At 44.3% G+C, this 25,734-nt stretch carries 17 protein-coding genes; 8 read left to right on the top strand and 9 right to left on the bottom strand.

All coding sequences use genetic code 11. The annotated features are described in order from the left end of the window. Positions 1–2: 2 nt before the first annotated feature. Positions 3–3,182 carry a DNA mismatch repair protein MutS gene (gene mutS, locus M0N77_RS09880; RefSeq protein WP_353105022.1) on the bottom strand — a complete coding sequence of 1,060 codons (3,180 nt, stop codon included), beginning with the start codon at positions 3,180–3,182 and terminating at the stop codon, positions 3–5. Between the two features lie 355 nt (positions 3,183–3,537). Here mutS and secA point away from each other — a divergent pair, with 355 nt between their 5' ends. Beyond that, positions 3,538–6,327 (top strand): preprotein translocase subunit SecA, encoded by a 2,790-nt coding sequence (gene secA, locus M0N77_RS09875; RefSeq protein ID WP_353105021.1) that lies wholly within the window; start codon positions 3,538–3,540, stop codon positions 6,325–6,327. A gap of 291 nt (positions 6,328–6,618) precedes the next feature. Then, on the top strand, positions 6,619–7,149 hold the full coding sequence (locus M0N77_RS09870; RefSeq protein ID WP_353105020.1) for a hypothetical protein: 531 nt from the start codon (positions 6,619–6,621) through the stop codon (positions 7,147–7,149). A 123-nt stretch (positions 7,150–7,272) separates the two neighbouring features. Here the strand turns inward: M0N77_RS09870 and M0N77_RS09865 are convergent, their stop codons facing one another. The 5 genes from M0N77_RS09865 to M0N77_RS09845 form a co-directional block, all read right to left on the bottom strand. Continuing rightward, positions 7,273–7,938: a YsnF/AvaK domain-containing protein gene (locus M0N77_RS09865; protein ID WP_353105019.1), complete on the bottom strand. Its 666-nt coding sequence runs from the start codon at positions 7,936–7,938 to the stop codon at positions 7,273–7,275. A 241-nt stretch (positions 7,939–8,179) separates the two neighbouring features. Continuing rightward, entirely contained in the window at positions 8,180–9,028 is an 849-nt protein-coding gene (locus tag M0N77_RS09860) for a PRC and DUF2382 domain-containing protein (RefSeq protein WP_353105018.1), read from the bottom strand. Between the two features lie 775 nt (positions 9,029–9,803). Then, positions 9,804–10,985: a thiolase family protein gene (locus M0N77_RS09855; RefSeq protein WP_353105017.1), complete on the bottom strand. Its 1,182-nt coding sequence runs from the start codon at positions 10,983–10,985 to the stop codon at positions 9,804–9,806. A gap of 136 nt (positions 10,986–11,121) precedes the next feature. Next, positions 11,122–12,456: a homoserine dehydrogenase gene (locus M0N77_RS09850; protein ID WP_353105016.1), complete on the bottom strand. Its 1,335-nt coding sequence runs from the start codon at positions 12,454–12,456 to the stop codon at positions 11,122–11,124. Positions 12,457–12,684: 228 nt separating this feature from the next. Continuing rightward, a complete protein-coding gene (locus M0N77_RS09845; protein ID WP_353105015.1) occupies positions 12,685–13,542 on the bottom strand; it encodes a DsbC family protein in 858 nt (285 codons plus the stop codon). A 436-nt stretch (positions 13,543–13,978) separates the two neighbouring features. On the opposite strand from M0N77_RS09845, the gene M0N77_RS09840 reads away from it, so the two are divergent. Beyond that, a complete protein-coding gene (locus tag M0N77_RS09840; RefSeq protein ID WP_353105014.1) occupies positions 13,979–14,908 on the top strand; it encodes a DUF808 domain-containing protein in 930 nt (309 codons plus the stop codon). Positions 14,909–15,017: 109 nt separating this feature from the next. Here M0N77_RS09840 and M0N77_RS09835 read toward each other — a convergent pair whose 3' ends face one another. Then, positions 15,018–19,121 (bottom strand): Rne/Rng family ribonuclease, encoded by a 4,104-nt coding sequence (locus M0N77_RS09835; protein ID WP_353105013.1) that lies wholly within the window; start codon positions 19,119–19,121, stop codon positions 15,018–15,020. 951 nt (positions 19,122–20,072) lie between these two features. On the opposite strand from M0N77_RS09835, the gene M0N77_RS09830 reads away from it, so the two are divergent. Further along, positions 20,073–21,083 carry an RluA family pseudouridine synthase gene (locus tag M0N77_RS09830; RefSeq protein ID WP_353105012.1) on the top strand — a complete coding sequence of 337 codons (1,011 nt, stop codon included), beginning with the start codon at positions 20,073–20,075 and terminating at the stop codon, positions 21,081–21,083. Between the two features lie 81 nt (positions 21,084–21,164). On the opposite strand, the gene yihA is transcribed toward M0N77_RS09830, so the two are convergent. Next, positions 21,165–21,935: a ribosome biogenesis GTP-binding protein YihA/YsxC gene (gene yihA, locus M0N77_RS09825; protein ID WP_353105011.1), complete on the bottom strand. Its 771-nt coding sequence runs from the start codon at positions 21,933–21,935 to the stop codon at positions 21,165–21,167. 276 nt (positions 21,936–22,211) lie between these two features. Here yihA and M0N77_RS09820 point away from each other — a divergent pair, with 276 nt between their 5' ends. The 4 genes from M0N77_RS09820 (at position 22,212) to M0N77_RS09805 (ending at position 25,234) form a co-directional block, all read left to right on the top strand. Next, positions 22,212–22,544, top strand: a complete 333-nt coding sequence (locus M0N77_RS09820; RefSeq protein ID WP_353105010.1) for a c-type cytochrome — start codon at positions 22,212–22,214, stop codon at positions 22,542–22,544. A 311-nt stretch (positions 22,545–22,855) separates the two neighbouring features. Further along, positions 22,856–23,524, top strand: coding sequence for a c-type cytochrome (locus M0N77_RS09815; protein WP_353105009.1), 669 nt, complete (start codon positions 22,856–22,858; stop codon positions 23,522–23,524). Between the two features lie 166 nt (positions 23,525–23,690). After that, positions 23,691–24,836 (top strand): hypothetical protein, encoded by a 1,146-nt coding sequence (locus tag M0N77_RS09810; protein WP_353105008.1) that lies wholly within the window; start codon positions 23,691–23,693, stop codon positions 24,834–24,836. Further along, positions 24,767–25,234: an RnfH family protein gene (locus M0N77_RS09805; protein ID WP_353105007.1), complete on the top strand. Its 468-nt coding sequence runs from the start codon at positions 24,767–24,769 to the stop codon at positions 25,232–25,234. Before M0N77_RS09810 ends, M0N77_RS09805 begins: the two co-directional genes overlap by 70 nt. Before the next feature lie 48 nt (positions 25,235–25,282). On the opposite strand, the gene M0N77_RS09800 is transcribed toward M0N77_RS09805, so the two are convergent. Further along, positions 25,283–25,714: an outer membrane protein assembly factor BamE gene (locus M0N77_RS09800; protein ID WP_353105006.1), complete on the bottom strand. Its 432-nt coding sequence runs from the start codon at positions 25,712–25,714 to the stop codon at positions 25,283–25,285. Between the last annotated feature and the right edge of the window lie 20 nt (positions 25,715–25,734).

Below are 25,734 nucleotides of genomic sequence, written 5' to 3'. Positions count from 1 at the left end.
TTTCACAATTCCCTTTCACGACTAATGAGTTGTTTGAGGGTATAAATCATGTCATGTGCTTGTTTGGGCGTTAGGCTGTCCGGATCGATAGCATTTAGTTTACTTTGTAACTCAAGATATTGATTTAGTTCAATATTATCCGGCGCCTTAGTATTGGGCTCTAAATATCTATTATCCGCTTTATTACTATGATCATGGTAGTGCTGCTGACGTTCGTCCTTTACTGAATTAGCTAATTCAATTTTGTCATCAGCGCTGCTGTCATTATTATCATTAGCAATATGATTTGCTTGATTAAGGGTTAAGTTGTCGATTAAATAGCGTTTGGCGTCAGCTAGTACGGCGCTTGGAATGCCAGCCATCTTTGCCACATGTAGACCAAAGCTAGAGCTTGCCGCGCCCTCCTTAATTTTGTGTAGTAGCAATAATTGACCATCGATCTCGCTTGCCGCGACATGGACATTACGAATGCCTTGATTATGCTCTGCTAACTGCGTTAACTCAAAATAATGCGTGGCAAATAGTGTCAAGCAGCCAATCTCAAGCAGCTTATTGACGCAAGCATGCGCTATCGCTAGCCCATCCGTAGTTGCCGTACCGCGTCCGACTTCATCCATTAGCACTAGTGATTTATCGGTCGCTTGATTAAGAATATTAGCGGTTTCTATCATCTCCACCATAAAGGTCGATTTGCCGCCCGCAAGATCATCAGCTGAGCCAATACGGGTAAAGATACGGTCGATATCACCGATATACGCCTCAGCCGCTGGCACGAAACTACCGCAATGCGCGAGCAGCACAATGAGAGCGGTTTGGCGCATATAAGTGGATTTGCCGCCCATGTTTGGACCAGTGATTAGTAGTAGATGCTCAGGGTTATTAGTAGTGCCCAACTGACAGTCATTAGCAATGAATTGATTGGTAGTATGGCTACCATTAGAGCTAGAATTATTAGTTTTATTTAACACCGCCTCAACGACCACGTGACGACCGGCACGAATATCGATACAGGTAGAGCTGTGGGTAGGGCTTTGTATTTGGGGTTGCGTTTGCGCTGCCTCGTTAGCTCTACCATTATCACTAGCAAAATTAAGCTGGTTTTGTGCCCAGTCTGCTGAGTTTTCTGCATGATTTGTAGTAGTTGAAGAATGGTTATTTTCAGCTGTTAGGCCACTAGTCATCACCGGTCGCTGCCAGTTATAGGTGGTAGCTAAATTTGCCCAATTAGTAACAACATCAAGCTGCGCCACTGCCGCGCTTAATTGTTGTAGCTCAGCTAAATGCTGACCAAGCTCCGTTAGCAGTTGCTGATAAAGCTGCTTTTCTCTTGCCAGCGCCAAAGTCTGCGCGCTTAGATATTCGGTCTCTAGCGCTTTTAGCTCTTCGGTAATAAAGCGCTCAGCGTTTTTTAGGGTTTGCCGACGGATGAAATGCGCTGGCGCATGCTGGGCTTGCATTTTGGGTAGCTCAAAATAAAAACCGCTGACTTTATTGAAGCCGACTTTTAGACTCGGTAGCTGATGCGCCTGCCGTGCCTGTTCTGCCATAGTGTCGAGAGTGGCCTGAATATTGTCATGCAAATGCGTCAAACGATCAAGATCGGCATCGAAGCCTGTGGCTAGCATACCACCATCACGAATATGCGCGGGCGGCTCCTCAACGATAGCGCGCTCGATTAGCTCAGCGACGGCTTGAATATTAGGTAGCTGTGTTGGTAATTGCTGCATTAGCATTGGCAATAGACCGCTTTGCTCCGCTTCAATATTAGCGCTAGTCAGTAACGTTGCTAGCTGCGTACTGCTACTAATACTATCGGCAAGTTTGCGCAAATCACGTGGTTTGGCACTCATCAGCCCAATACGGCTACTAATACGCTCGATATCGCCAATAGTATTTAGCGTATCGCGCAGCTCACTGACTAAGGAATGAGTAGGACGATTATTAGTTGAATGCTTGGCTGTCAATAAACGGCTGATGGCTTGTAAGCGCAAATTGATACGCGTATGCTGACGTAGCGGTCTCTTCATTTGCTGCACCAGTAAGCGCTTACCCATCGGCGTTTGGCAACGATTGAGCACCGAGATTAAAGACGTACCATGGCTACTTACTGGCGCAAATAGCTCAAGGTTTTGCTGGCTACCACCATCGATAATCAGGTAATCTTCGTTGTGCTCTTTGATGAGCTGATTGACCTGCGGCACTTGGCGCTGCTGAGTTTGCCGCGCGTAATGAATCAGCGCAGCACAGCTAGTCTGCGCAAGTGGCGCATCGCTAATTCCCAAACCATCAAGACGCTGAACTGCAAACTGCTGACATAGAGTAGCCGCTGCATGCTCCCGATGAAAGTCGGCAGCAGCCACTTCGATAATAGGACAATCCAGCTTGCTACGCAGCCAAGCTAGCCACTGCTCATCAATAGCTTCGCTAACGATACACTCGCTTGGCGCAAAGCGCGCTAGCACGGTCAGCATTTGCGTTTGTAGCTGAGTGATAGCCGCCTCATGATCGGCTAACTCCTCGACCCTCAGCGTTTGCGTGGTCAGAGTGCCTGCCGCTAAATCGAGCTGACTAATAGCCGCTTGCAAGGGTGGTTTACTATGCTTACTATTATGCCTACTATTATTACTAATCACAGCTTCGATAGCTGCATCGATATCGATGGCCACCACCGTTGGTGTAGAGCCATCAGCGATCAGTGCATCATCAGTAATGGTGCCAGCGGTCAAGGTCTTGACCACCTCGCGGCGCATGATGCCGTTATTCGGCGTGGTGCTAGCATTCTTTTTTTGTTTGTCAGCGAGCACCGGCGTATTATGATTAGCCGATTCATCGATTTGCTCGCAAACCACTATCGTTTGCCCAGCCGCTATCAGCCGTGCCATATAGCTATCAGCCGCATGAAAAGGCACGCCTGCCATAGCGATGCTGTTGCCCGCTTTATCGTTACCACGGCGCGTCAGGGTGATATCTAGTATCTGCGCGGCGCGTTTGGCATCATCAAAAAACAGCTCATAAAAGTCGCCCATCCGGTATAGCAATAAAGCGTGCGGGTACTGCACTTTCATCTTTAGATACTGCACCATCATCGGTGTATGATGTGCCAAATCAAAGACGCTATCGCCAATGGTCAATATAGTATCAGTATCGGGGATAGAAGGAGCATTAACAGGTTTTACAGGCATTCATCATCTCTTAATTTATAGGGTTTGATTATTACTAAGCTTAAATATAGTTAGGATAAAGATTAAGTCGGTTTAGCTTGTAGTGTTAAGTTATAGATCGCGTTGAATGAGTATTTAATCGTAAAAGACTAGTTAGTAACAGTGAATGAATAGGAGCGAGGAGGGCTAGCAGTATGGGCTATTTTACCATGCGCCAGCCGACTGCGCAGTGGCAAATATCTGTCTATCGCCCTTGTATCCATCAGCAGCATAACCATATATAATGGCGACACACTTAATTGGGTGATAATAAAACGCCGGGCTAACTGTTGGTTTACGCGCTTTAATTATCGAATATTTCCATAGGTTAAAAATTATGTTATCAAAGATTGTAGGCAGTGTAGTTGGCACCAAAAATGAGCGTGAACTCAAGCGGATGCGCAAAGTGGTCGCCAAAATTAATGCCCAAGAGGCTAGCGTGCAAGCCCTGTCTGATGAGCAATTGCAACAAAAAACGAGTGAGTTTAAGCAAAGGCACAAAAACGGTGAGAGCTTAGATGCGCTGTTGCCAGAAGCTTTTGCCGTCTGCCGTGAAGCCTCACTGCGTATTACCGGTATGCGCCATTATGATGTGCAGCTGATCGGTGGTATTACCTTGCATGAAGGTAAAATCGCTGAGATGAAAACCGGTGAAGGTAAGACCTTGATGGCGACCCTTGCCATGTATCTAAACGCTATCAGTGATAAAGGCGTGCACCTAGTCACCGTTAACGATTATTTGGCGGCGCGTGATGCTGATTTGAACCGTCCGCTGTTTAACTTTTTGGGCTTAAAGGTTGGCGTTATCTACTCGCAGCAGCCGGCACAAGAAAAAGTCAACGCGTACCAAGCTGATATCACTTATGGTACCAATAACGAATATGGCTTTGATTATCTACGCGACAATATGGTCTTTAGCTTAAGCGAAAAAAAACAGCGCCCGCTGAATTTTTGTATCATTGATGAGATTGACTCGATCCTAATTGATGAGGCGCGGACACCGCTGATTATCTCCGGTCAAGCCGAAGACTCGTCACGCATGTATGCACTGATTAATACCATTATTCCGTTATTAAAGCGCTCAAAAGATGAAGAGGCTAATAAGAATAATGAAGATGAAGACTTCTGGATTGACGAAAAAAACCGTCAGATTGAGATTAGTGAAAAAGGTTATGAGAAGATTGAGCGCTTCCTGATAAAAGTCGGGGAGCTAGGTGAAAACGAGAGTCTCTACAGCCCAAGCCGTCTGCCTTTATTGGCTCACGTGCAAGCCGCCATTCGCGCTCATCATGTCTTTGTCAAAAACATCCATTATATCGTTGATGACGGCGAAGTGGTCATCGTTGATGAAAACACCGGTCGTACTATGCCGGGTCGCCGCTGGTCAGAGGGTCTGCATCAAGCGGTGGAGGCCAAAGAAGGCGTTGAGATTCAAGCGGAGAACCAGACGCTAGCGACGACAACTTTTCAGAACTTCTTTCGTCTCTACGACAAGCTATCTGGCATGACCGGTACCGCAGATACTGAAGCGGCAGAATTTAAATCCACTTATGATCTTGACGTTATCGTTATCCCGACCCATAAGCCTATCGCGCGTGTTGATATGGATGACCAGATCTATTTGACTAAATTAGGCAAATATCAAGGCATCATCCGTGAGATCAAAGAGATTCAGGCCAAAGGCGCGCCGGTACTTGTTGGTACGGCAACCATTGAAGCCTCAGAGGAATTATCATATCTGCTTGATCAAGAAGGCGTCAAGCATAACGTGCTAAATGCCAAGCAGCATGAGCGCGAAGCGGAGATTATCGCGCAAGCGGGTAGCCCAAAATCAGTCACTATCGCCACCAACATGGCGGGACGTGGTACCGATATTATCCTAGGCGGTAACTGGGAGTCGTTCATTGAGGATCCCGTATCAGTGTCGCCGGAGGAGATGAAGCGTCTCAAAGCTCAATGGCAACAAAAGCATGATCAAGTGGTCGCGGCTGGCGGCTTACATATCATTGGCTCTGAGCGCCATGAGTCGCGCCGTATCGATAACCAGCTACGGGGCCGTGCCGGACGTCAAGGCGATCCGGGGATGTCACGTTTCTTTTTATCGCTAGAAGATGACTTGATGCGTATCTTTGCCGGCGATCGCGTGGTCAATATGATGAAAGCGATGGGTCTCAAAGAAGACGAAGCTATCGAGCATAAGATGGTGTCAAAATCCATCGAAAACGCGCAAGGTAAAGTTGAGAGCCGCGATTTTGATGCGCGTAAAAACCTGCTAAAGTATGATGATGTCGCTAATGAGCAACGTAAAGTGATCTACTCTCAGCGTGATGATTTGCTCGCCGATATGGATCTATTACAAGCCATTGAAGCTATGCATTACGATGTCTATAACGCTATGATTAATCAGTTTATACCGCCAGGCTCTATTGATGATCAGTGGAATATCGATGGGCTTGAAGATGAGCTTGAAGAAGAGTTTAAACTCTATATGCCAATTAACGATTGGCTTGATGAAGATCGCCGCCTAGACGAAGAAGGTCTGCGCGCGAAGATCATCGAGACCGCGTTAGATCATTATCATAAGCGCCGTGAGCAAATGGGGCCGCGTGATGCCGCCCAGCTTGAGCGTCATTTTATGCTACAAAGCTTAGATAAGCATTGGAAAGAGCATTTAACGCAAATGGATCAGCTGCGTAAAGGGATTCACTTGCGCGGTTATGCACAAAAAAACCCAGAGCAAGAATATAAGCGCGAATCGTTTGAGCTGTTTCAGATGATGCTAGGCGCTATCAAGTCTGAGACCGTTCAAGACTTATCACGCGTTCATATCCCGACCAAAGAAGAGATTGAGGCTCTAGAAGCTCAGCAACGTGCGGACGCTGAGCGTATGCAAATGCAGTTTGAGCACAAAGACGCTAGCGGCCTTGCTGGTAATGAGCAACAAGCGGCTACGCGTAGTCCCTCTCAAAACCAGACGCAAACCGCGCGAGCTAATGGGGCTGGGGCTACTTTAGCAGGGGCAGCTGGTGCTGGAGACAATCCATACGCTGGTATGAATATCAGTCGCAACTCACCTTGTCCTTGTGGCTCTGGTCTTAAATATAAGCAATGTCACGGCAAAATATAACTTATAAAATAAGTGAGTTACCTCTATAAAACGACCCTTATCTATTTTGGATAGGGGTTTTTTATAAGTGAAACTTTTTGATAATTATTTTCTGCAAATTCGCTTTAACACTTAGTAGGGTATTTGCTACTATAATAGCTTAAGTTATTTACAAATTCCGTATAGGCGAGTAGGTAGAGACAAGTTATAGTGTTTGCCAGCATAAATCGTTATTATTATCTACTATCGACAGTTAATTTTGCAAAAATTTATCCCTTTAAGCATCTTAGTATTTTAATTTAGGAGAAAGGCATGAGCCTTAAATTATCAAAATCGTTACGAGCGTCTGCAGTTATGAGTGGGTTATTCGCTTGTGCGATTAGCATTAGCGCTTGCCAACAAGAGCCTGAGACTGAACCTAGCTTAGAAGAAGACATTGCTACTGAGCAAGCGACTCCTATGTCAGCTGAGCCTGCCGAACCTAACGATGCGGTAGTGGCGGCCGATGCTACTGTCAATGAAGTACAAGAGGATACCGTGGCTAACGTCAATACCGGCGTAACACAAATGACTTATTTATGCTCTCCTGAGCTAAAAGTTGAAGTGACTTACAAAGAGGATATAAATGAGGCGGTACTAAGTACTGATGAAGGGACAGTCACCGTAGTCAAAACCAATGATGGTACCAATCCTGGAGTCTATGAAGTGAAGACAACTCTAAGCGGCGCTGCAGGCTTTACTCAGTGGCGCGTTGCCCATGAAGATCGTGCAACTGGAGTGATGCGTACTGCTGGCGAGAGCGAGTCTAGCGTTAATACTTATGAGTGTGACGCGACTAATTAATCGCTATAAAGTCAATGATAGCTCTAAAAAAGCAACGCTGACTCATTAGCGTTGCTTTTTTATCGTCTCAGTTTTTATAATTAATCAAAGACTGGGTTTATTTATAACATAGTGCTTATAGAGCTATTTATTCGTACCTTTAGTACTGCTCAAATTCTCATGTTCCAAAAACCCTTCTTCACTAACATCAAGCTCTTCATGTTTTAACTCAACTTGAATGGTATCGGTATGAGTATGAGTGGTCTTACTAATGTCAATCTCTTGAACCGCATACGTGTCTTTGGTAATAGTTGCTACTTGTCTTGAGAGTACAATCTCCACTGGCGCATCGCCAATCTCAACTTGCTTACCATTGATAGTGACTACCGCTTTACTATCCAAAGAGGGCTCAACATGACGCAATATGTCAGCTTCATCAAATCTACCTGAGAGCAAATCCTGACTTTTATCATCATGATAAGCAGTAGTAACGGTAATGTATTCTTCAACCAGCTCAATAGGTACGTCGATCAATCTTTTACGGCTATGCTTAGTGACAGTGACTTTACCCACATCTAAGCGCTCTTTATTAATGACTGGACGCTCCTCTAATAGCTCCAAATAACCGCTACCCTTATTTATAGTGGCTGCTGCTGAGGTATTGATAGTTTGATCAGCGTTCATATTGTTTTCTGTATTAGCACCTGCAGTAGAAGCATCAGGGGCAGGCAGTTTATGCTCGCTTGCATGATCTTCTATTTTTTTGTGATCATTGTTATTACTTAGAGGGTTATTAGCATCAATGCTCATAGCTGTTTCCTTATTAGTTATATTTTCTTAAGGCCAAAATAGTGTGATCTTTAGTCATTATTTAGCTATTGTTTTTGGTTACGGTATCAATGTCTATAGCTTATTGGTTTTAAATTCTATGCTTGGCACAAAAAAAGACCAGAGACGAGCTCTGGCCTTAATTCACTGATTAACCTATCAGCTGCTTTTGACTATCTTATATCGTCTTTATGTATACAAAAACTGGAGATAGTTTGGCTTATTACATACCACGAGCACGGCGTACATCTTCTGCGGTGATATCATCACGTCCATATAGATTACCTTCGCGGTCAACGACATGGCCATCATCATTAACGTCTAACTCTTCACGCTGAATGGTCTCAACGATAGTTTCAGTATGACGCTCAGTAGTTTTGCCTACGCTGACTTCTTCGGTGACATAAGTCTCTTTACCAACGCGAGCACGTTCTGCTTCTAGCTCAACTTCTACTGTCTCGTTAGCACCCATATCGCCGATTTTGCGGTCAGAGACACGGTCTACATTGGTACGTTGAATGTTGGCATGCTCTTCTTCTAGCTCTACATTGACATTACGCTCTTCGGTTACAACGTGCTTACCGACTTTTACGAGACCTGCTACGATACGGTCTTTATTTACCGTTAGACGCTCTTCTAGTAATTCTAGAGTGTTTGGTGCGTCGTAGTGAGTCTCAGCAATCTCCATACGCTCTTCGGTAGGAACAGTATCGGCTATAAAGGTTTGACGATCTTTTTCATACTGCTCTTTATAGCTGTACTGATAATCATGATCATAAACTTCCATAGCTTCTACTTGCGACTTAGTCAGGCTATCAAAGAACACATCATCACCAACGATACGTGCAAGGCCAGCGGGTACTAGCACTTCTTTTGAGCTGAACCAACCGCCAGCATCAACAATCAAATAACGAATACGGCCAGTAGTATCTTCTACCAAAGCGCCTTCGATTTTACCGATTTTGTCTTCATTGACACCATAAGCGGTTTTGCCTGTTGGGTCATAATAGTCATCACCAATTAGGTCGCGGTGAGTGGCTTGAATATCTTGTAAACGTATTAGTTGGCTCATTATTATCTTCCTTTTATATGAATTAATTTTGGTTGAAAGTTCGTTTTAATTTTCGAGCTAAATGTTTAAATACTAAGTCTTGATATACTAAGTCTTTAAATAAAATAAAAATTTAAAAGTTGAGATAATCTGTACTATCGATTAGTCCTCAATAACTACAATGCAAGTTCTTAAATAAATCTAAAGTTGCTTTGCATCAACTTGTAATAAGAGTAACAATTGGCAGAGGCCGTTAATATATAGACGAAGTAGCAAAATGTGCGCTGGACGTAAAAGCGTGTAATAGGCTGTAAGTGCTATAACATCGTAATGGTACAAATTAACGCTTATTTACAGTATTGGTAGGATTATCGGTTTTTTTGCAATATTTATTAAAAATTTCTCATAAAAAAACCGCATAGCTAGAGCTGATGCGGTAATAATGAATAAGCTTTTATCTAGGGTCTGTTGAACATTCGACCTTGGCACTGACAGAGACTATTTTTTAGGCGATTCGAAGATAAAAATAGTAAGTTTAGTCATTCTAAGCGTCTTTTTTTAACAATGAAGCGGCAAAAAAGAGTCCTGTCCACAGCTATTTATAAAGAAGGGCTGATGCTAAAATCGCTCTATTCGTTATAACCGTTTGACTAAGATAAGCTAGCCAATGCAATGAGCATTGCCTGCGATTTTTACTTAGACTAGAACCATTTTAGCTATCAGCAGTGCTCACTTGTGAATGTTCAACAAACCCTAATATCAAAGACTTGGAGTGAACTATTTCTAACAGCAAGTTTTAAGGCAGCTCAATTGCTACTGCTACCGCTTCTCCGCCGCCGATGCATAAAGTAGCGACGCCTTTTTTGCCGCCCGTGCGCTTCAATGAGTGGATCAAAGTAATCAAAATACGGGCACCTGAACATCCCACTGGATGACCAAGAGCGCAGGCACCACCCTCAACGTTTACTTTACTATGATCAATAGCTAATTCGTCCATCGCCGCCATCGTCACCATAGCAAAAGCTTCGTTAATCTCCCAAAGATCGACATCAGCGACCGACCAGCCTGCTTTGTCCAATACCTTCTCAATAGCTCCTATCGGTGCGATAGTAAACTCGCTAGGATGACGTGAGTTCGAGGCAGTAGCGATAATACGCGCTTGAAACGCTAAGCCCTCTGATTGGGCTTGCGACTCTCTCATTACGACGACTGCCGCGCCGCCATCTGAGATTGAGCTGGCGTTAGCAGCAGTGATAGTGCCGTCTTTGGCAAAAGCAGGACGTAGGGTAGGAATACGCTCAGCATTAGCTAAGCCTGGCTCTTCATCGGTATCGACCGTTTGCTCGCCTTTACGGGTCTCAAAGGTAACTGGAGTAATCTCATCATCAAAATGGCCGTCTTTGATGGCAGTAAGCGCACGATTGAGCGACTCAATAGCGAAGTCATCCATTTGCTCGCGAGTATAGCCCTTTTCATCTGCCATCTCTTGCGCGAATTGTCCCATCAGTTTGCCAGTATCAGCATCTTCTAGGCCATCTAAGAACATGTGATCTTTGACCTCTTTATGTCCCATGCGGTAGCCACCGCGTGCGCCTGGCATGATATAAGGCGCATTAGTCATCGATTCCATACCGCCTGCGACTGCGACATCGAAGCTACCGGCTTTGATACCCTCATAAGCTTGCATCACCGCTTTTAGACCAGAACCACAGAGCTTATTGATAGTGACCGCGCCCACGCTATCTGGCAGACCAGCTTTGCGCATAGCCTGACGAGCTGGGCCTTGACCAAGACCTGCCGTCAAGATGCAGCCCATAATGACTTCATCCACACTATCCGCGCTGACACCAGAGCGCTCAACAGCAGCCTTGATAGCCGCAGCACCAAGCTCAGTAGCACTAACGTCTTTTAGCGCACCTTGAAAGCCGCCCATAGGCGTACGTGCGCCATTAACGATTACGATTGCATCATTTGACATAGTTTTTCCCTTTATAATATTAATGAATAGTTATAAATAGCCGTGCTTTTATTATAGGAGCAACTTTACTACTTTGAAATGCTCAATTATATACTGATGAAGTAATACAAAACGCTAAGCAGTCTTGAGCTGATTTTTAAGCCAACTCATCCAAGCGAATACGCACCACTTTACCAGTGATAGCTTCTAGTTTTTCAATCTTTTCAATAGCTAAATTCATCTGACTCTCAACCACAGGCAGCGTCAGAATAATAACCGGCACTTGACCAACTTTATGCGCCGGTTTTTGTAAAATAGCATCGATATTGATACCAGCATCGCTTAAGATACGAGTGATATCGGCAAGCACCCCTGGATTATCAAAAGCATGGACGCGCAGATAATAGCCGGTAGTCATTTGCTCGGCGCGTAATATCGGCGTGTCAGACAATTGCTCCGGCTGAAAAGATAAATGCGGCACATGATGACCATTATCGCCATTAGCGGTGCTACCCAGAACCCTTACCAAATCCATGACATCCGCCATCACCGCAGAAGCAGTGGCACCTGCGCCTGCGCCATCACCATAATAAAGCGTTTGACCAAGCGGGTGCGAATTAACGAGTACAGCGTTTTTTACGCCATTGACGTTAGCTAGTAGCGCGTCTTGTGGAATAAGAGTGGGGTGGACACGCAGCTCAATACCGGCATTATCCTCAGCGCCATTGCCATCACGACGCACCGCAAAGCCTACGTGCTTAATACGGTAGCCAAGCTCTTCTGCATAACTGACGTCTTGTAAAGTGATATCAGTAATACCTTCACAATAAACTTTGTCAAACTGTAGCGGAATCCCAAAAGCAATAGAGGCTAATAGCGCAAGCTTATGAGCAGCATCGATACCCTCAACATCAAAAGTTGGGTCAGCTTCAGCATAACCAAGCTCTTGCGCCTCTGTTAGCACATCAGCAAAAGGACGACCTTTATCACGCATCTCGGTCATGATGAAGTTGCCCGTTCCATTGATGATACCTGCTAGCCAGTCGATTTTGTTAGCGGCTAAGGCTTCACGCATCACTTTGATAATAGGAATGCCGCCTGCGACCGCCGCCTCATAAGCGACATGGACGTTATTGGCTTCTGCGGCCGCAAAAATCTCGTTACCATGCTCAGCCAATAGCGCTTTATTAGCAGTAACGACATGTTTGCCATTTTTGATGGCTTGCATGATGACGTCTTTTGCCAGAGTAGTGCCGCCAATCACCTCGATGACGATATCGACATTATCGCTTGCCGCTACGGCCATTAAATCGGAGTTTTGAATAATACTGGAATCGATATCATCACGCTTACGACGGGTGCCGACTTCGGTGATCATAATATCGCGTCCGCTACGACGCTTAAGCTCGCCTAAATTGTCATTTATTAAATGGACCACGCCAGTACCGACGGTACCAAGGCCAAGTATCGCTAGTTTGATGGATTTACTCACAGTATCCTCAGAAAAATAAATAAGTGTATAAAAGTAGCTAGAAGTATAAAGAGTAACAGTTAAAACTATCTAAAAACAGCTTAGGTAGAAGTGACTTAACCCTAAGCGAGCGCTGATTTTTCTCAGCGCTTTATCGTATCATACCGACAAGCAGCCGTGGCGTCTATTCAATGTTACTAAAGTCGGTTTTGCCAGTTTGAAGGACAACATACTAGCCAATAGAGCTAATTATTTGTAAGCGTTGATAGCTTGTTCTAACTCCGCCGCTGGCAAGTAGCCGCCGACTTGATGACCTGACTCGGTAAAAATAGCAGGCGTACCGCGCACTCCCAAGCTAGCTCCTAAAGCCATTTGCTCTTGTACGGGATTTGCGCAGCTAGGAGCTTGTACCTCAGCTCCCATTTTGCCTTGAGTCATCGCCGCGTTACGATCTTGACTACACCAAATAGCTTCCATTTTGGGTACTGATTCTGGACTACGCGGCCACGCCAAATAGCGAACCTCGATACCACGCCCGTTGATATCGGCAATCTCTTCATGCAATTTACGGCAGTAGCCACAGTCGACATCAGTAAAGGCATAGACGACAGATTTAGTCGCCCCTGTCGCTGGAAAAATAACCATATCTTTTTTATCTACGCTCTCCAGCGCCTGCTTTGCCGAGTGCGCGACTAAGTTGGCGCTGATATCGATAGGTTCTGCGCCGCCGACACTGACGATCTGACCTTGAATGATATGCTTGCCACTTTTATCGGTAAAAAAAGAAGGCAACCCTTGAGCGCTCACCCAATAGATACCCTCCATATCCGTCGGAACGGCCGAGGTAATAGTCTCTTCGATACCAGAAGCGGCTAAATTAGCTTGCAAGGCTTTGACTACGCTAGCATCATTGTCTGCTACCGAGACATTAGTTGAGGCTACGGTTTGCTTATTACTGACAACTTCGGTATTGGTAGCATCGGCGGCGTTGTTTGAGCAGCCAACCGCTACTACTATTAATAGCGTACTTGCTACCGCTTTAGTTAATTTACTATGAGCAAATCTTTTGTTAAGGCCGTTGAGGTTAAAAGATTGGAAGAAAGACATATGATATTTCCTGTAGACGATAACGCCTATTGGTGATTTGGTAGTGAATACACTATAGCTAAGTTAATAAAGCTCAATGAGATAGCGGATAATGATTGTTTTGATCTGCTCAAAATAAACAGTGATAAAACCTTGTATATTAACATATTTTGGCAAATATTCGCTAAAAGCGTGGGGCAACAGCGGCGAATTTGATAATCATCAGCATCATGCATCAGTCTTAAACCTTAGATCAGTCGCTAGCAGTAAGCTGGTTTACTAATCCTAACTATCTGCTTTGATAAAACAAAAATAAAATACATTGTTACTATGTAATGTCACGGCGACTGTAGGTAGTCTAAGATTAATGAGCCATTTACTAATAATTAATTAATGATAACTATAAATACTGATATAAACGATTTTATATATTAGTCCTAACTTTTGAGGAATATCTATGGCAGGTGCCAGTTTACTAACCTTACTTGATGACATCAGTGTGATATTAGATGACGTCTCCGTCATGACCAAAGTTGCTGCCAAAAAAACAGCGGGAGTATTAGGTGATGATTTAGCGCTCAATGCTGAGCAAGTGACAGGAGTCAAAGCCAATCGTGAGCTACCGGTGGTCTGGGCGGTAGCCAAAGGCTCGTTTATCAATAAGCTAATCTTGGTACCAGCGGCGCTGCTCATTAGTGCTATCTATCCGCCACTGATAACGATACTACTGATGTGTGGTGGTTTGTTTTTAGTTTATGAAGGTGCTGAAAAGGTCATTCATAGGTTTTGGCCCCACGCTCTACCAGATGATGAAGAGCATGCAGCGCGTCTAAAAGCCAATGCGGATGAAAGGGTCGATTTAGTCGCTTTTGAGAAACGCAAAATTAAAGGCGCTATTCGTACTGACTTTATATTATCTGCAGAGATTATCGTTATCGCTTTAGGGTCAACGGCTAGTGCCACGCTACTGCAGCGTAGTCTAGTGTTATCAATCTTAGCGATTGCCATTACTATTGGTATTTATGGGCTAGTAGCAGGCATCGTAAAAATAGACGATTTAGGCCTACATTTGATGGAGAAAGAAGGGCAGTTTAATCAAAAAGTAGGGGAGGTGCTGTTTGCTGCCGCGCCTAAATTAATGAAATTTTTATCTATCGCTGGTACTTTAGCCATGTTTTTAGTCGGTGGGGGTATCTTGGTGCACGGTATTGGCTTTTTGGATCACGGTGTTGAAGACCTTGCGCACTTAACTGGCGTTTTTGAAAGTTTCACCACTGCTATTTTGAATGGCGTCATTGGTTTTATTATTGGCGCTATCATCGTAGCTATCTTTACTATTGTGGGTAAAATACGCGGCGGCGATGATAAAAAGTCAGTCTCGCATTAAAAGAGCTAAAGTTAATGATAAAAAAGCCCCGATATTTATATCAGGGCCTTCGTTTATGACCTACCTTTATAGTATTAACACCTTTTAGTATTAAAACTTTGTATTGAGCTTAACTGTCGTTATTGTCGCTGTCAGTAACAGTATCAGCGCTACTAGTCGCCTCCGCTTTTTCGGCCTGAGTGGGTTTTTTATGCTCAGTCTTAGGCTTACGAGTACGGGCTTTGGGTACCTTTGGCGTGGTTAGGTTAAACATACCAGTCTGCGGCAATAATTGCTCAGCCACATTCTCAATCATGTTCTTATAACTAGCGATGGTAGTTTTTGACTTTTCAGCCTGCGCGTGCTCTTTGCTTTGAGTATCACGGTTAGCCTCAACCTCACTATCAATGATCTGCTCTGCCTCTAATAGCTGCTCACTCTCAACGCTCACACTGTCAGCTTGAGCTTCTGCTGATAGCGCCGTTGCCGCTACATCATGAGCATCAGTGTCAACATCAGCAGTTTCGCTAGCTACTTTTGGTAGACTCAAAGTAGCTTGCTGCTCTACTGATGACTCTACCGGCTCTTCTATGTCGGCTGCTTCCTTATAATTAGGATGCTGACCGCGAGGATCGTTACTAGCGCGTTTAGTGATAGGACGTGGTTCTACCGCTGTTTTGCCTTGACCAATAGCGACTTGGCTTGTCGACTCGGTCATAGTCTTAAAGCGCTGCAAGTAATCAGCGCTTAGCGGCTCATAACCGTAGTTGCTGAAATCAAAGCCATTAGAATCAAAAGTAGATTCTTCGCTATTAGCATTAGCAGTCTCAGTAGCCGCTGGCGTTACCTTTGAGTGCTCGGCAATCGCTGCAATAAAGCAGCTAATAACGCCTTCATTGGCTAGACGCTTTTCTGCTTCCGCTAGACTTGCACGGATGAAAGCCCCAACCGTACCACGAACCGCCGCCACATTGCTGCTTGGGCTAGTCGTCTCAGCGGTTATGATGTCAGCTTTTGGCTTAGTGGCTAAAGCTTGCTGGCGACGTACAACACGCGGGTCGTTGCTAGCTTGACCAAATTTATTGGCAGTGACATACCGCGCTGCAAATAGCTTATCATGATCAAGATCAAAACCACTACTAAGCTCGCTATTGGCAGACTGGGCAGACTGGTTAGTACTAGTCGCAGGCTTAGCTTGGACTTCTTCCGCTGTATCGCTAGCAGCCATGTTATCTACTTTGTCAACGCTAGCGTTATCAGCAGTAGTTACTGACGCCGAGTCCTTATTTACAGCGGTTGCAGCGGTTGACTCAGAATCCGCTTTAGCCGCGGCTTTAGTTTTAGCTACGTTATCGCTAGCTTCAGTTTTGTCCGCGTGCTCTTTAGCTGTGACTGTACTGGTTGAGCCGCTATCGAGTTTTTTAGCGGCATCGTCCTGTTTAGCCAAGTCATGCTGTTTTGCTGAGTCATTGGCCTGCTTATCAGCTTTGGACTTGTCTGTAGGCTTACGCGTCGCTTTGCTATCGTCCAAAGACAGATGCACCACCTCCGGCGATTTGAGCTGTATCGGCGCTTCATTGACTTGCAACGTTACTTCATTAGGGTTTTGATTGCGGCGTCCATTATTAGCTTGTTGATTACCAGTATCGTTATGACGCGACTGCTCGTTTTGCTTCGTATTATCGTCGTTACTCGCTTTTACGTTATTAGCGTCCAAGGTCTCGCCACGCTCAAGAGTACCGCGTGAGCTGCGTTTGCTATGCGGTTTACGTTTACTACGAGCTTGCTCATCCGCCTCATTAGTAGTCTGATTGCTATCTTGACGCTGATGGTCTTCATTGCTCTCATGGCTAGAGCTCTGACGGCTGCGATGACCGCGATCATTATTACGCTTATTAGCGCTCTCAGATTTATTTTGATTGTCTACTGATTGGTTTTGACGATCATTACTTGAGCCTTGCTCATTACTGTCACTGCTGTCATCACTAGCTTGCTCTCGCTGCTCTTTTCTCTGATGCGACTTGGCAGGTCTTGGCTTACGAGTCTTACGACGGCGTCTATCCTCTGTTTTATCCTCGTTAGTAGAGTCATCGTTTTGATTACGGCGAGTTGGTTGACGCTCATTAGCTGACCTATCAGAGCTAGGCTGCTGATTAGAGGGGGCAGCAGGGCTTTGTTGGCTCAAAGCACTACTATCGGTCTGACCAAATGAGCCTAAGCTTTGCGCGCCAGTATTGACCAAAGCCTCAATCGCTTCTGCTGCATTGTGACTGCTAACATTAGCAATCTTAGCTTGCGGAGCTTGTGCAAATAGGTTCGACAACCAAGCCACAGCTTGCGGCTGTGCAGCGCTTTGTTGCACAGCATTAGTAGCTAGATTGGTAGCTGATGCTTGATTAGGTTGTTGAGCATTACTAGCAGCATTACTAGCTATTGGGCGATTGGCTTGGCTGCGATGCTCATTACTGTGGCTAACGGCGCGATCAGCACTACGTTGATTGGAGTTCTGAGTGCTATTTTGAGTACTGCTTTGATGGTTAGCACTACCATTATGCTGGCTATTAGCCTGACGCTGGTTGGCAGTCTCATTTTTAGTACTACTACTATTATGGCTAGTATTGCCATTAGCATTGCTACTGCTTTGACGCGGCTGGCGAGTAGGCTGCTGCTCTGGACGCACTGAATCAGCTGTCTGCCAATCGACATCGTAACCTAAGTCGCTATGCTCTTGCTGCTGAGTGTCAGTGATGCGCTCATAGCTTGAAGGAGCAAAACCATCACGGTTAAAATGCAGCTTGAAGTTTGGTGACTCCAAATGCGCGTGTGGCAAAATAGTGATACGAGTACCACTGTCTTGCTCAAGATAGACTAGGGCATCACGCTTTTCATTCAATAAAAAAGCGGCAATATCGGTTGGAACTTCGGCTTGTACTTCCCCTTGACGCTCTTTTAGCGCGATCTGCTCAATCTGACGCATAATTGATAACGACAGTGAGCGCAAATCGCGAATCATACCGTTGCCATGACAGCGCGGACAGATATAGCCGGTGGACTCTTCTAACGACGGACGCAAGCGTTGACGGCTCATCTCCATCAAGCCAAATTTGGAGATATCCCCAAACTGTACACGGGCACGGTCATATTTAGTAGCATCAATTAGGCGTTTTTCGACTTCCTTTTGATGCTTATTATCATTCATATCAATAAAATCGATAACGATCAGACCGCCCATATCACGCAGGCGTAGCTGGCGCGCGATCTCATCCGCCGCTTCTAGGTTGGTATGATAAGCAGTCTCAGCGACGTCTGAACCTTTGGTAGACTTAGCTGAGTTAATATCGATGGAGACCAAAGCTTCGGTCTGGTCGATGACAATAGAGCCACCTGATGGCAGGCGTACTTCACGCTGATAGGCAGTTTCAATCTGCTTTTCGATATTAAAGCGAGAAAACATCGGCTCATAATCGGTATATTTGCGTAATTTCTCAGCCTGCTTTGGCATTACCGCATCGATGAAACCTGCCGCTTCAATATAAGCGTTTTCGTTATCGATCCAAATCTCAGAGATATCATCACGCAAATAATCACGAACGGCGCGGGTTACTACACCTGCTTCTTGATGGACTAGGCGCGGCGAAGGATATTTTTGGTTTTGTTCTTGAATCGCTTGCCAGATATTAAGCAAATGGTTGAGATCGTGTTGCAAATCTTCTTGTGTTTTGCCGATACCAGCGGTACGGATGATAACGCTCATGCCTTTTGGCAAATCCAGATTGCCTAGCATACGTTTCATATCTTCACGCAGTTTGCCAGAGATCTGACGGGAGATACCACCGCCGCGAGGGTTGTTCGGCATTAGTACTAAGTAGCGACCAGCGAGCGACACGTAAGTGGAGAGGGCCGCGCCTTTATTACCGCGCTCTTCTTTTTCGACTTGCACGATGAGCTCATCGCCTTCTTTGATGAGTTTTTTGATATTCTCATCACGCGGATTACCGCTTAGGTATTCTGTGGAGATTTCGCGAATCGGCAAAAACCCTTGGCGCTGAGAGCCATATTCGACAAATACTGCTTCTAAAGAGGGCTCAACACGTGTGACATGGCCTTTATAGATGTTAGATTTTTTTTGTTCACGGGTGCGGTTTTCTAGATCGAAATCGTACAGATGATTGCCTTTGCAAAGGGCAACACGAATCTCTTCGTTTTGAGTAGCGTTGATCAAAATGCGCTTCATATCTTTATCCTATGAGGACGCACAATCACGACAAGCTAGGTTTTATGGCTTATTGGCAAATAAAGCTGATTATCATATCAGTATGAGTGTCAGCACATTAAAAATGTTTTTAAAGTAATAGAGAAAACTTGCTGTGTAAACACGCCTTTTTATCATGGGCCTACTGTTAAGTTACTACTAACTGCCGAGTTGCTACCGGCAAAACCTACAGGTTGTAAGGCTATAAATTTGGCTTGGCGGCATCACTAACAGAACTGTTTTTTTAATACTATCTCAAAATTGATCGTCTTAGCTAGTGTCAGATAAGGGCACACAATAGGTTATTGAAGTGGAGCAATCAATATTGTTTATACAGTGGTTGTAAGCGTTCAGTTGACCTTAGAGGGTGTTAATCACTAAGTGTCAGTTTAGACCTTTAAAGGAGTTATCTATTATTTTATAAGTAAAACATTTATTACAATGATAGTTATGGTTGATTATCTATAGCTAGGCTTCAGGTCAGCGGGGCGTACTTGGCAAACAAAATAAAAATCTAAATTCTATATACCTTATCCAATGCTAATTAGTTAGCACTAATAAATAGGTATTAAAATAGCTACTAAGCTATCTGGTAGGTTATCGTCGCTACCGGTTCAATCTGTTTGACCGCCAATAGTTGTTAAAACTAATTTAGTAAGTCAGCTATTAATTTTCACTTCAAACTACTTTTACTTGCTCAATAGCGCGACCTTAACGATGGATAATCAAAGGGTTGTAAGTCCTAAGAATTAACTATAAGTCGTCAAATAAATTGTCGTTATGCGCGTATTAAGTAAATGGTATTTGGTTTATTAGCAAATATCTTGCTTTAAAAGCGGATGAGACGCGTAACATTACCGTCATTGGCGCTCAACATGCTAAACTATAACAAATCTTTGTGTAAATACCTAACTAAAAATGACGAATTCAACAATGACCGATGACAAAACTAGCCATGAAGCTCCTGTTATTTTCAATAGCAAAACCCGTCCGCAAAGCGCTGACGATGAAATTGGTAACTTTGGCAAAGTCAACTACTTAGAAGTCACGCGCCATCAACATGATCAGCGTTTGGATAATTTTTTGCTCAATCGTCTCAAAGGTTTGCCAAAAGCGCACATCTATAAGATGATTCGCTCAGATGAGGTGCGTGTTAATAATAAGCGCTGCAAAGCCCATGATCGGCTACAGCGCGAAGACGTAGTCCGTATTGCGCCTGTGCAATTAGCGACTCGTGATAAGCCTATTATCAGTACTGAGTTTGCCAAAAGTTTGCTAGCGCGCGTGGTCTATGAAGATGAGGGTATGATAGTACTCAACAAGCCTTCAGGTATTGCAGTGCATGGTGGTAGTGGGCTTGATTTTGGCGTGATTGAAGCGATGCGCGAGGTCACTGGCAAAAAGTATCTTGAGCTGATCCACCGTATTGACAAAGATACTTCAGGACTGTTGATGATATCCAAAAAGCGCTCAACCCTAAAAGCTTTGCAGCAGCGCCTAGTCGACAAAACCATTCAAAAGCATTATCTATGTCTAGCCAAAGGTCAGCCTGCGCTCAATGAGCAGCGTATTGACGCGTCTTTACTGCGTTATACCCTAGCTAATGGCGAGCGCCGCGTCAAAGTTGAGCTACAAGACGAGCAGGCAAAAGAGAGCCAAACTGATATTGTCGTTCATGGCCGTTTTAGTATTAACAATCAGCCCGTAAGTTTGATCGAAGCCAAACCCTTGACCGGACGCACTCATCAAATTCGCGTTCATTTAGCGCATATTGGCCACGCTATCTTGGGCGATGATAAATATAACGTCCATGACAAGTCAGGCGTCCATCGTCTGTGCTTGCACGCTTGGCGCTTAGATATCCCAGGCTATGAGACTATTACTGCGCCGTTGCCAGAAGATATGGCCGATTGGCTGCCTGAGCAAGTTAAGCTTCCTGAGTAACTTAACAATAACTAAGCTTGACTCATTAAAAAGGCCACTTTATTAAATAATAAGGTGGCCTTTTGCAGTTATATGGTTTTTTTAATCCTCGCTAGCATTACTAGTTTCATTATCTATATCGGTACTGATATTAGCTTCATCGGCATCTGCATTAATCGTTTCGGTAGCTTGTTGTTGAATATTACCTTCTGCATCAAGCTTGTAGTCGTACCAATGACCCATTACCCCAGCCAATTCATCTAAGCCCTCTTTTCTAAGCGCTGAAAACAGCTGAATAGTACAATTTAGGCCACTCTTTTTTAGATGTTTTCGGGTATTAAGTAGGGCGTTTTTAGAAGCCCCATATTTGAGCTTATCGGCCTTGGTTAGTAAGATATGTACCGGCAGATCGCCTGCTTTGGCCCAATGCAGCATTTGCTCATCAAAAAACTTCAGCGGATGACGTATATCGGTTAGTAGTACCAGCCCAGCAAGACTCTCACGCGATACCAAATACTCCTCTAATTCTACCTGCCATTCTTTTTTCATCTCCAGTGGAACCGCAGCATAGCCATAACCTGGCAAATCAACCAAGCGTCTATCGGTATCGCCAATATTAAAAAAGTTAATCATTTGCGTGCGTCCTGGAGTTTTTGAGGAACGGGCCAGTTGACGCTGATTGGTCAAAGCATTAATCGCTGATGATTTACCAGCATTTGAGCGACCGGCAAAAGCTACCTCCAAGCCAGCATCGGGAGGACAGAGGCGAAAAGTAGGCGCTGAGGTCATAAACTCAGTCTGCTGAATACGCTGGCGAGCTTTGGTATTGAAGGCTGCATGTTCTGCGGCAACATCATTGAATGGGGTATTCATAACGGACTCATTGTTGAAATAATTAATAGGGGCATTATATCAACAACAGCATAACATTAAAGCGAATAGGCACTTAAGGTTAATTAAATATTAACGGCTAAGCCAAAGAGCTTGATAAAAATAAGCGCGTTATAGTGAGGTGAACCTGATTTGTCTATTAGGACGCTGTACTATAAGCCAACAGGAACCAGCTATATTAAGATGACATATCTTGTTACAATAACAGATGTGGCATTAGCAACGATGAGCCAAACGATGAACTAAAGGAGGTACTTCATGCGTTTATTCACCAAAACCATTGCAAAGACGAGTCGTACTTTGGCTGCTAGTATAGCTACTATAGTGCTAAGTGGACTCATGAGCAGCACTATGGCCGCTGATATTCCAACGACCTATGAGAATTCATGTGCTGCCTGTCATAATAGCGGTGCGTTAGGAGCTATCAAAAAAGGCGACAGCGCGGCCTGGAATAAACTCAAACAGCAAAAAGGTATGTCAGCGTTAGTCAACTCAGTAAAGAGTGGCATGATACAAATGCCAGCGGGCGGTTTATGCAGTGACTGTAGTGATGAGGATTATCGAAAATTAATAGATTATATGAGCGAATAAATCAAAAAACCAGCTTGGTATTAGCGCTTTTCTTCTAGGCGTAGCTTTACAATTTGACGATAAAAACTATCAGATACTACGATTAACTAGGCAAATCTTGTAAAGTCTTGCTATAATAATCGAAAATAAACCCTGATGTTAGTAAGTACTTCTGGGCGGCTTGTAATTGAGACTCTAAGACATAGTGAACCTTGCTAAATAGTAGTAAGGCTAGTTTTATTTGTCAGATGTTGAGCTAGAATAATGACTCAACTGTGCTAAGTTACAAACACTCAAGTAATGCTTACACCGAGCTAGTAGGATTTGTATCAATGAAAAAGTTAATCGCTGCCGCCAGCTTATGTGTTGCAAGTTTCAGCGTACAAGCTGTTATTACTGTTCCCGAATATGACGCTAATGCAGGTAAACAAATCGCTGAAACAGTATGCGCTGCCTGTCATGGTGTGGATGGTGTAAGTGTTGTACCTTCACAGCCTAACCTAGGTGGTCAGAACGTAAAATATTTATATAAGCAATTAGTCAATTTTAAGTCAGGCTATCGTGTTAACGGTATTATGCAGTCGCAAGTGGCTAATCTATCACAGCAAGACTTAGCTAACGTAGCAGGCTACTATTCTGAGCAACCTACTTGGGGCGTTGGACTGGCTAATCCTGCCACGACTCAAGAAGCGACTAAGCTATTTTTAGGTGGTGATAAGTCGCGCGGCGTGATTGGCTGTGCTGGTTGTCACGGTCCTGACGCTGCTGGTAATACTTGGGCGGCCTTTCCACGTTTAGGTGGGCAACATGCCGAATATATCTCCACGCAGCTAAAACTCTTTCGCGCGGCTGGCCGTGATGACGATGTAACCGGTAAAGATCAGATGCGTTATAATGATGCCGAAAAAGAAGGCGAAAAAGGCATGATGCAGATGGTGTCATCGAGATTATCTGATCGTGACATTCGTATTTTGTCAGACTACATTAGTGCTATTCACTAAGACAGTCTGCTAGACGCTATTATCAGAGCGTATAGACTATTGGTCAATAAAGTATTAAACCCCGTTTTCGGGGTTTTTTTATAGCTTTTTGACCCTAAATCCCTTTTAATAATTAAACTGTTTTTCTTATTATTATAATTAACCTTAGCTTGTTTGGACTAAAACTATGATGAGCCGCTATGCTTCTTATTTTATAGCAGCATTATTACCGCTGTTACTATTTCGCTGGTTTGCGCCTACCTTAGTGGGTCAGATTGATTTTTGGTTACTATGGTTATTGGCGATGATACTAGTCTCACTACCTGTGGTCTATGCTGAGATTGCCTTAGCCTATCGAAGTGTCGATGCACCGCTAGCTGGTATGCAAAAGCTGACTCGCGAAGCAGATGCTAGTCCTGTTTGGCGTAGCTTTGGTTGGCTAGCCGCCATAGTTGCCGTTGTTATTGCTGCATTAGTAATATCGGCCGCTAGTAGTGGCGTAATAGCAGCATTAACTGAGCTTAATAGTGTTCCTAATCTTCCCAGTTTTGCGCTAGCAGCAGGCTTAGTAGTCATCGTGGTATTATTAAGCCTATTGGGTGCGACTACTTTGCCGCTAGGATTAGGGCTTATTGTCATAGGTTTATTATTAGGATTGGCAAACGGTTTACCAAGCATCGACTTTGCTATGACTAGTATTAATTTATCAGAGTGGGCGCGTGCGGTAGCGCTAGCTTTAGTAAGCGTTGGAGCGGGCACAGGTCTGTATTGGTTTGGCCAACATCTAATCAATCAGCAAACCATAACAGCGGTTGCTGCTGATCCTTATGATAGCCCAGTCGCTAGTTTGGCAAGCTCAACTACTAACCGCGTCGCAAATCGCCATCCGGCATCGAAAATGGTCCTACCTATTTGGACTTTACAGCTTATAGTAGGGGCGGTGGCGTTATTGACCAGTGCCTTATCTTTACCGCCTATCGGCCAGCTGTCTTATTGGTTTGGAGTGCTGTTTGTTGCCAGTTACTTATTGCACTATAGTGCGCAGCAATTAGCGTACAAATTTGGTCTACTTGTGAGTTTATTAGCCGTCTTAATAGTAGTTGCTATATTGGTAGTCGCTATCCCTATTCTATGGTTGGTGGGTCTGCTAGTGATTAGCAGTAGTATTGCGGTGCTATTGCTGTCTATCTTTGCCGGTTGGCAGATGAAGATTAGCCATTTGCGTAAATCGCTAAATTTTGGTAATGAGGCACTGTACAATTTATGGCGCATAGCGATACGTTTAATTGTGCCGTTAGCGATGATTTTGGCCTTTATCGGTTGGGTAATGTAGTGGTTAATCCAGCTGATCTCACTGATGCAGATAAAGCAGAGCTCAATAAAAAGCTTAATAGCATAACGCCTATGATTACGGTGCATCTAGCTTATGCTGAGAGCGCAAAGCAGCAGCATTATCTGACACTACAAGTACAAGAAGGCACTAGCTTGCATGAAGCATTAGCACAAGCTGGATGGTTATCACGGTTTGAGGATTTAGCAGTGTGGTGCAAGCAGGTAGCGGATATTACAGTGCCCAAAGCTAAGCTTTGGCATGTCGGTATTTACTCACAAAAGCAGCCTTTGAATTATCAATTACAAGCTCAAGATCGTATCGAGGTCTATCGTAGTTTGAGCGCTGATCCTATGTCTCAGCGCAAAAATAAAAGTAAAAGTCGTCCACCCAATCGCTAATTAACACGCGTTATTATAGAGATAAAGCTTATAATACTGAGCCAAAAATTAAGAAGCTGGGAGCGACTCTGTGCCTTCGATGCGAGTGACGAGGCCATTGTCATCGAAGTAGACAATCAGATGCTGACTGGCATTTTTGACATCAGCAATACCTTTACGCGCCCCTTCTGTACCCGCTTTAAAATCGTAAATATAGTCCCAGCGATTGGGCGCAAGGGTATCCCTGATAGCCGGACTACCCAAAATATAAAGCACTTGATTTTGATTCATACCCACGCGTAGTTTTTGGGCTTGTGTTTGAGTAATAGGCGTTCCTTGGGGCAAATCGATCTTATAAACGCTAAATAATGAGCAGCCAGATAAGGCGACACTAGCGCCTAAGGTGATAGTAATCATCACTTTGCGAAAAGAAGATTGGCAATGAGATAGAAGATTTGGCTTACGGAAAACTAACGACTTTATCATGATAAGATGACTCATAAAAAATGGGTGGGGCACAG

The organism is Psychrobacter sp. AH5, assembly GCF_040371085.1.
Lineage (GTDB): Bacteria > Pseudomonadota > Gammaproteobacteria > Pseudomonadales > Moraxellaceae > Psychrobacter.
This window is presented reverse-complemented; position numbering and strand designations above follow the sequence as displayed.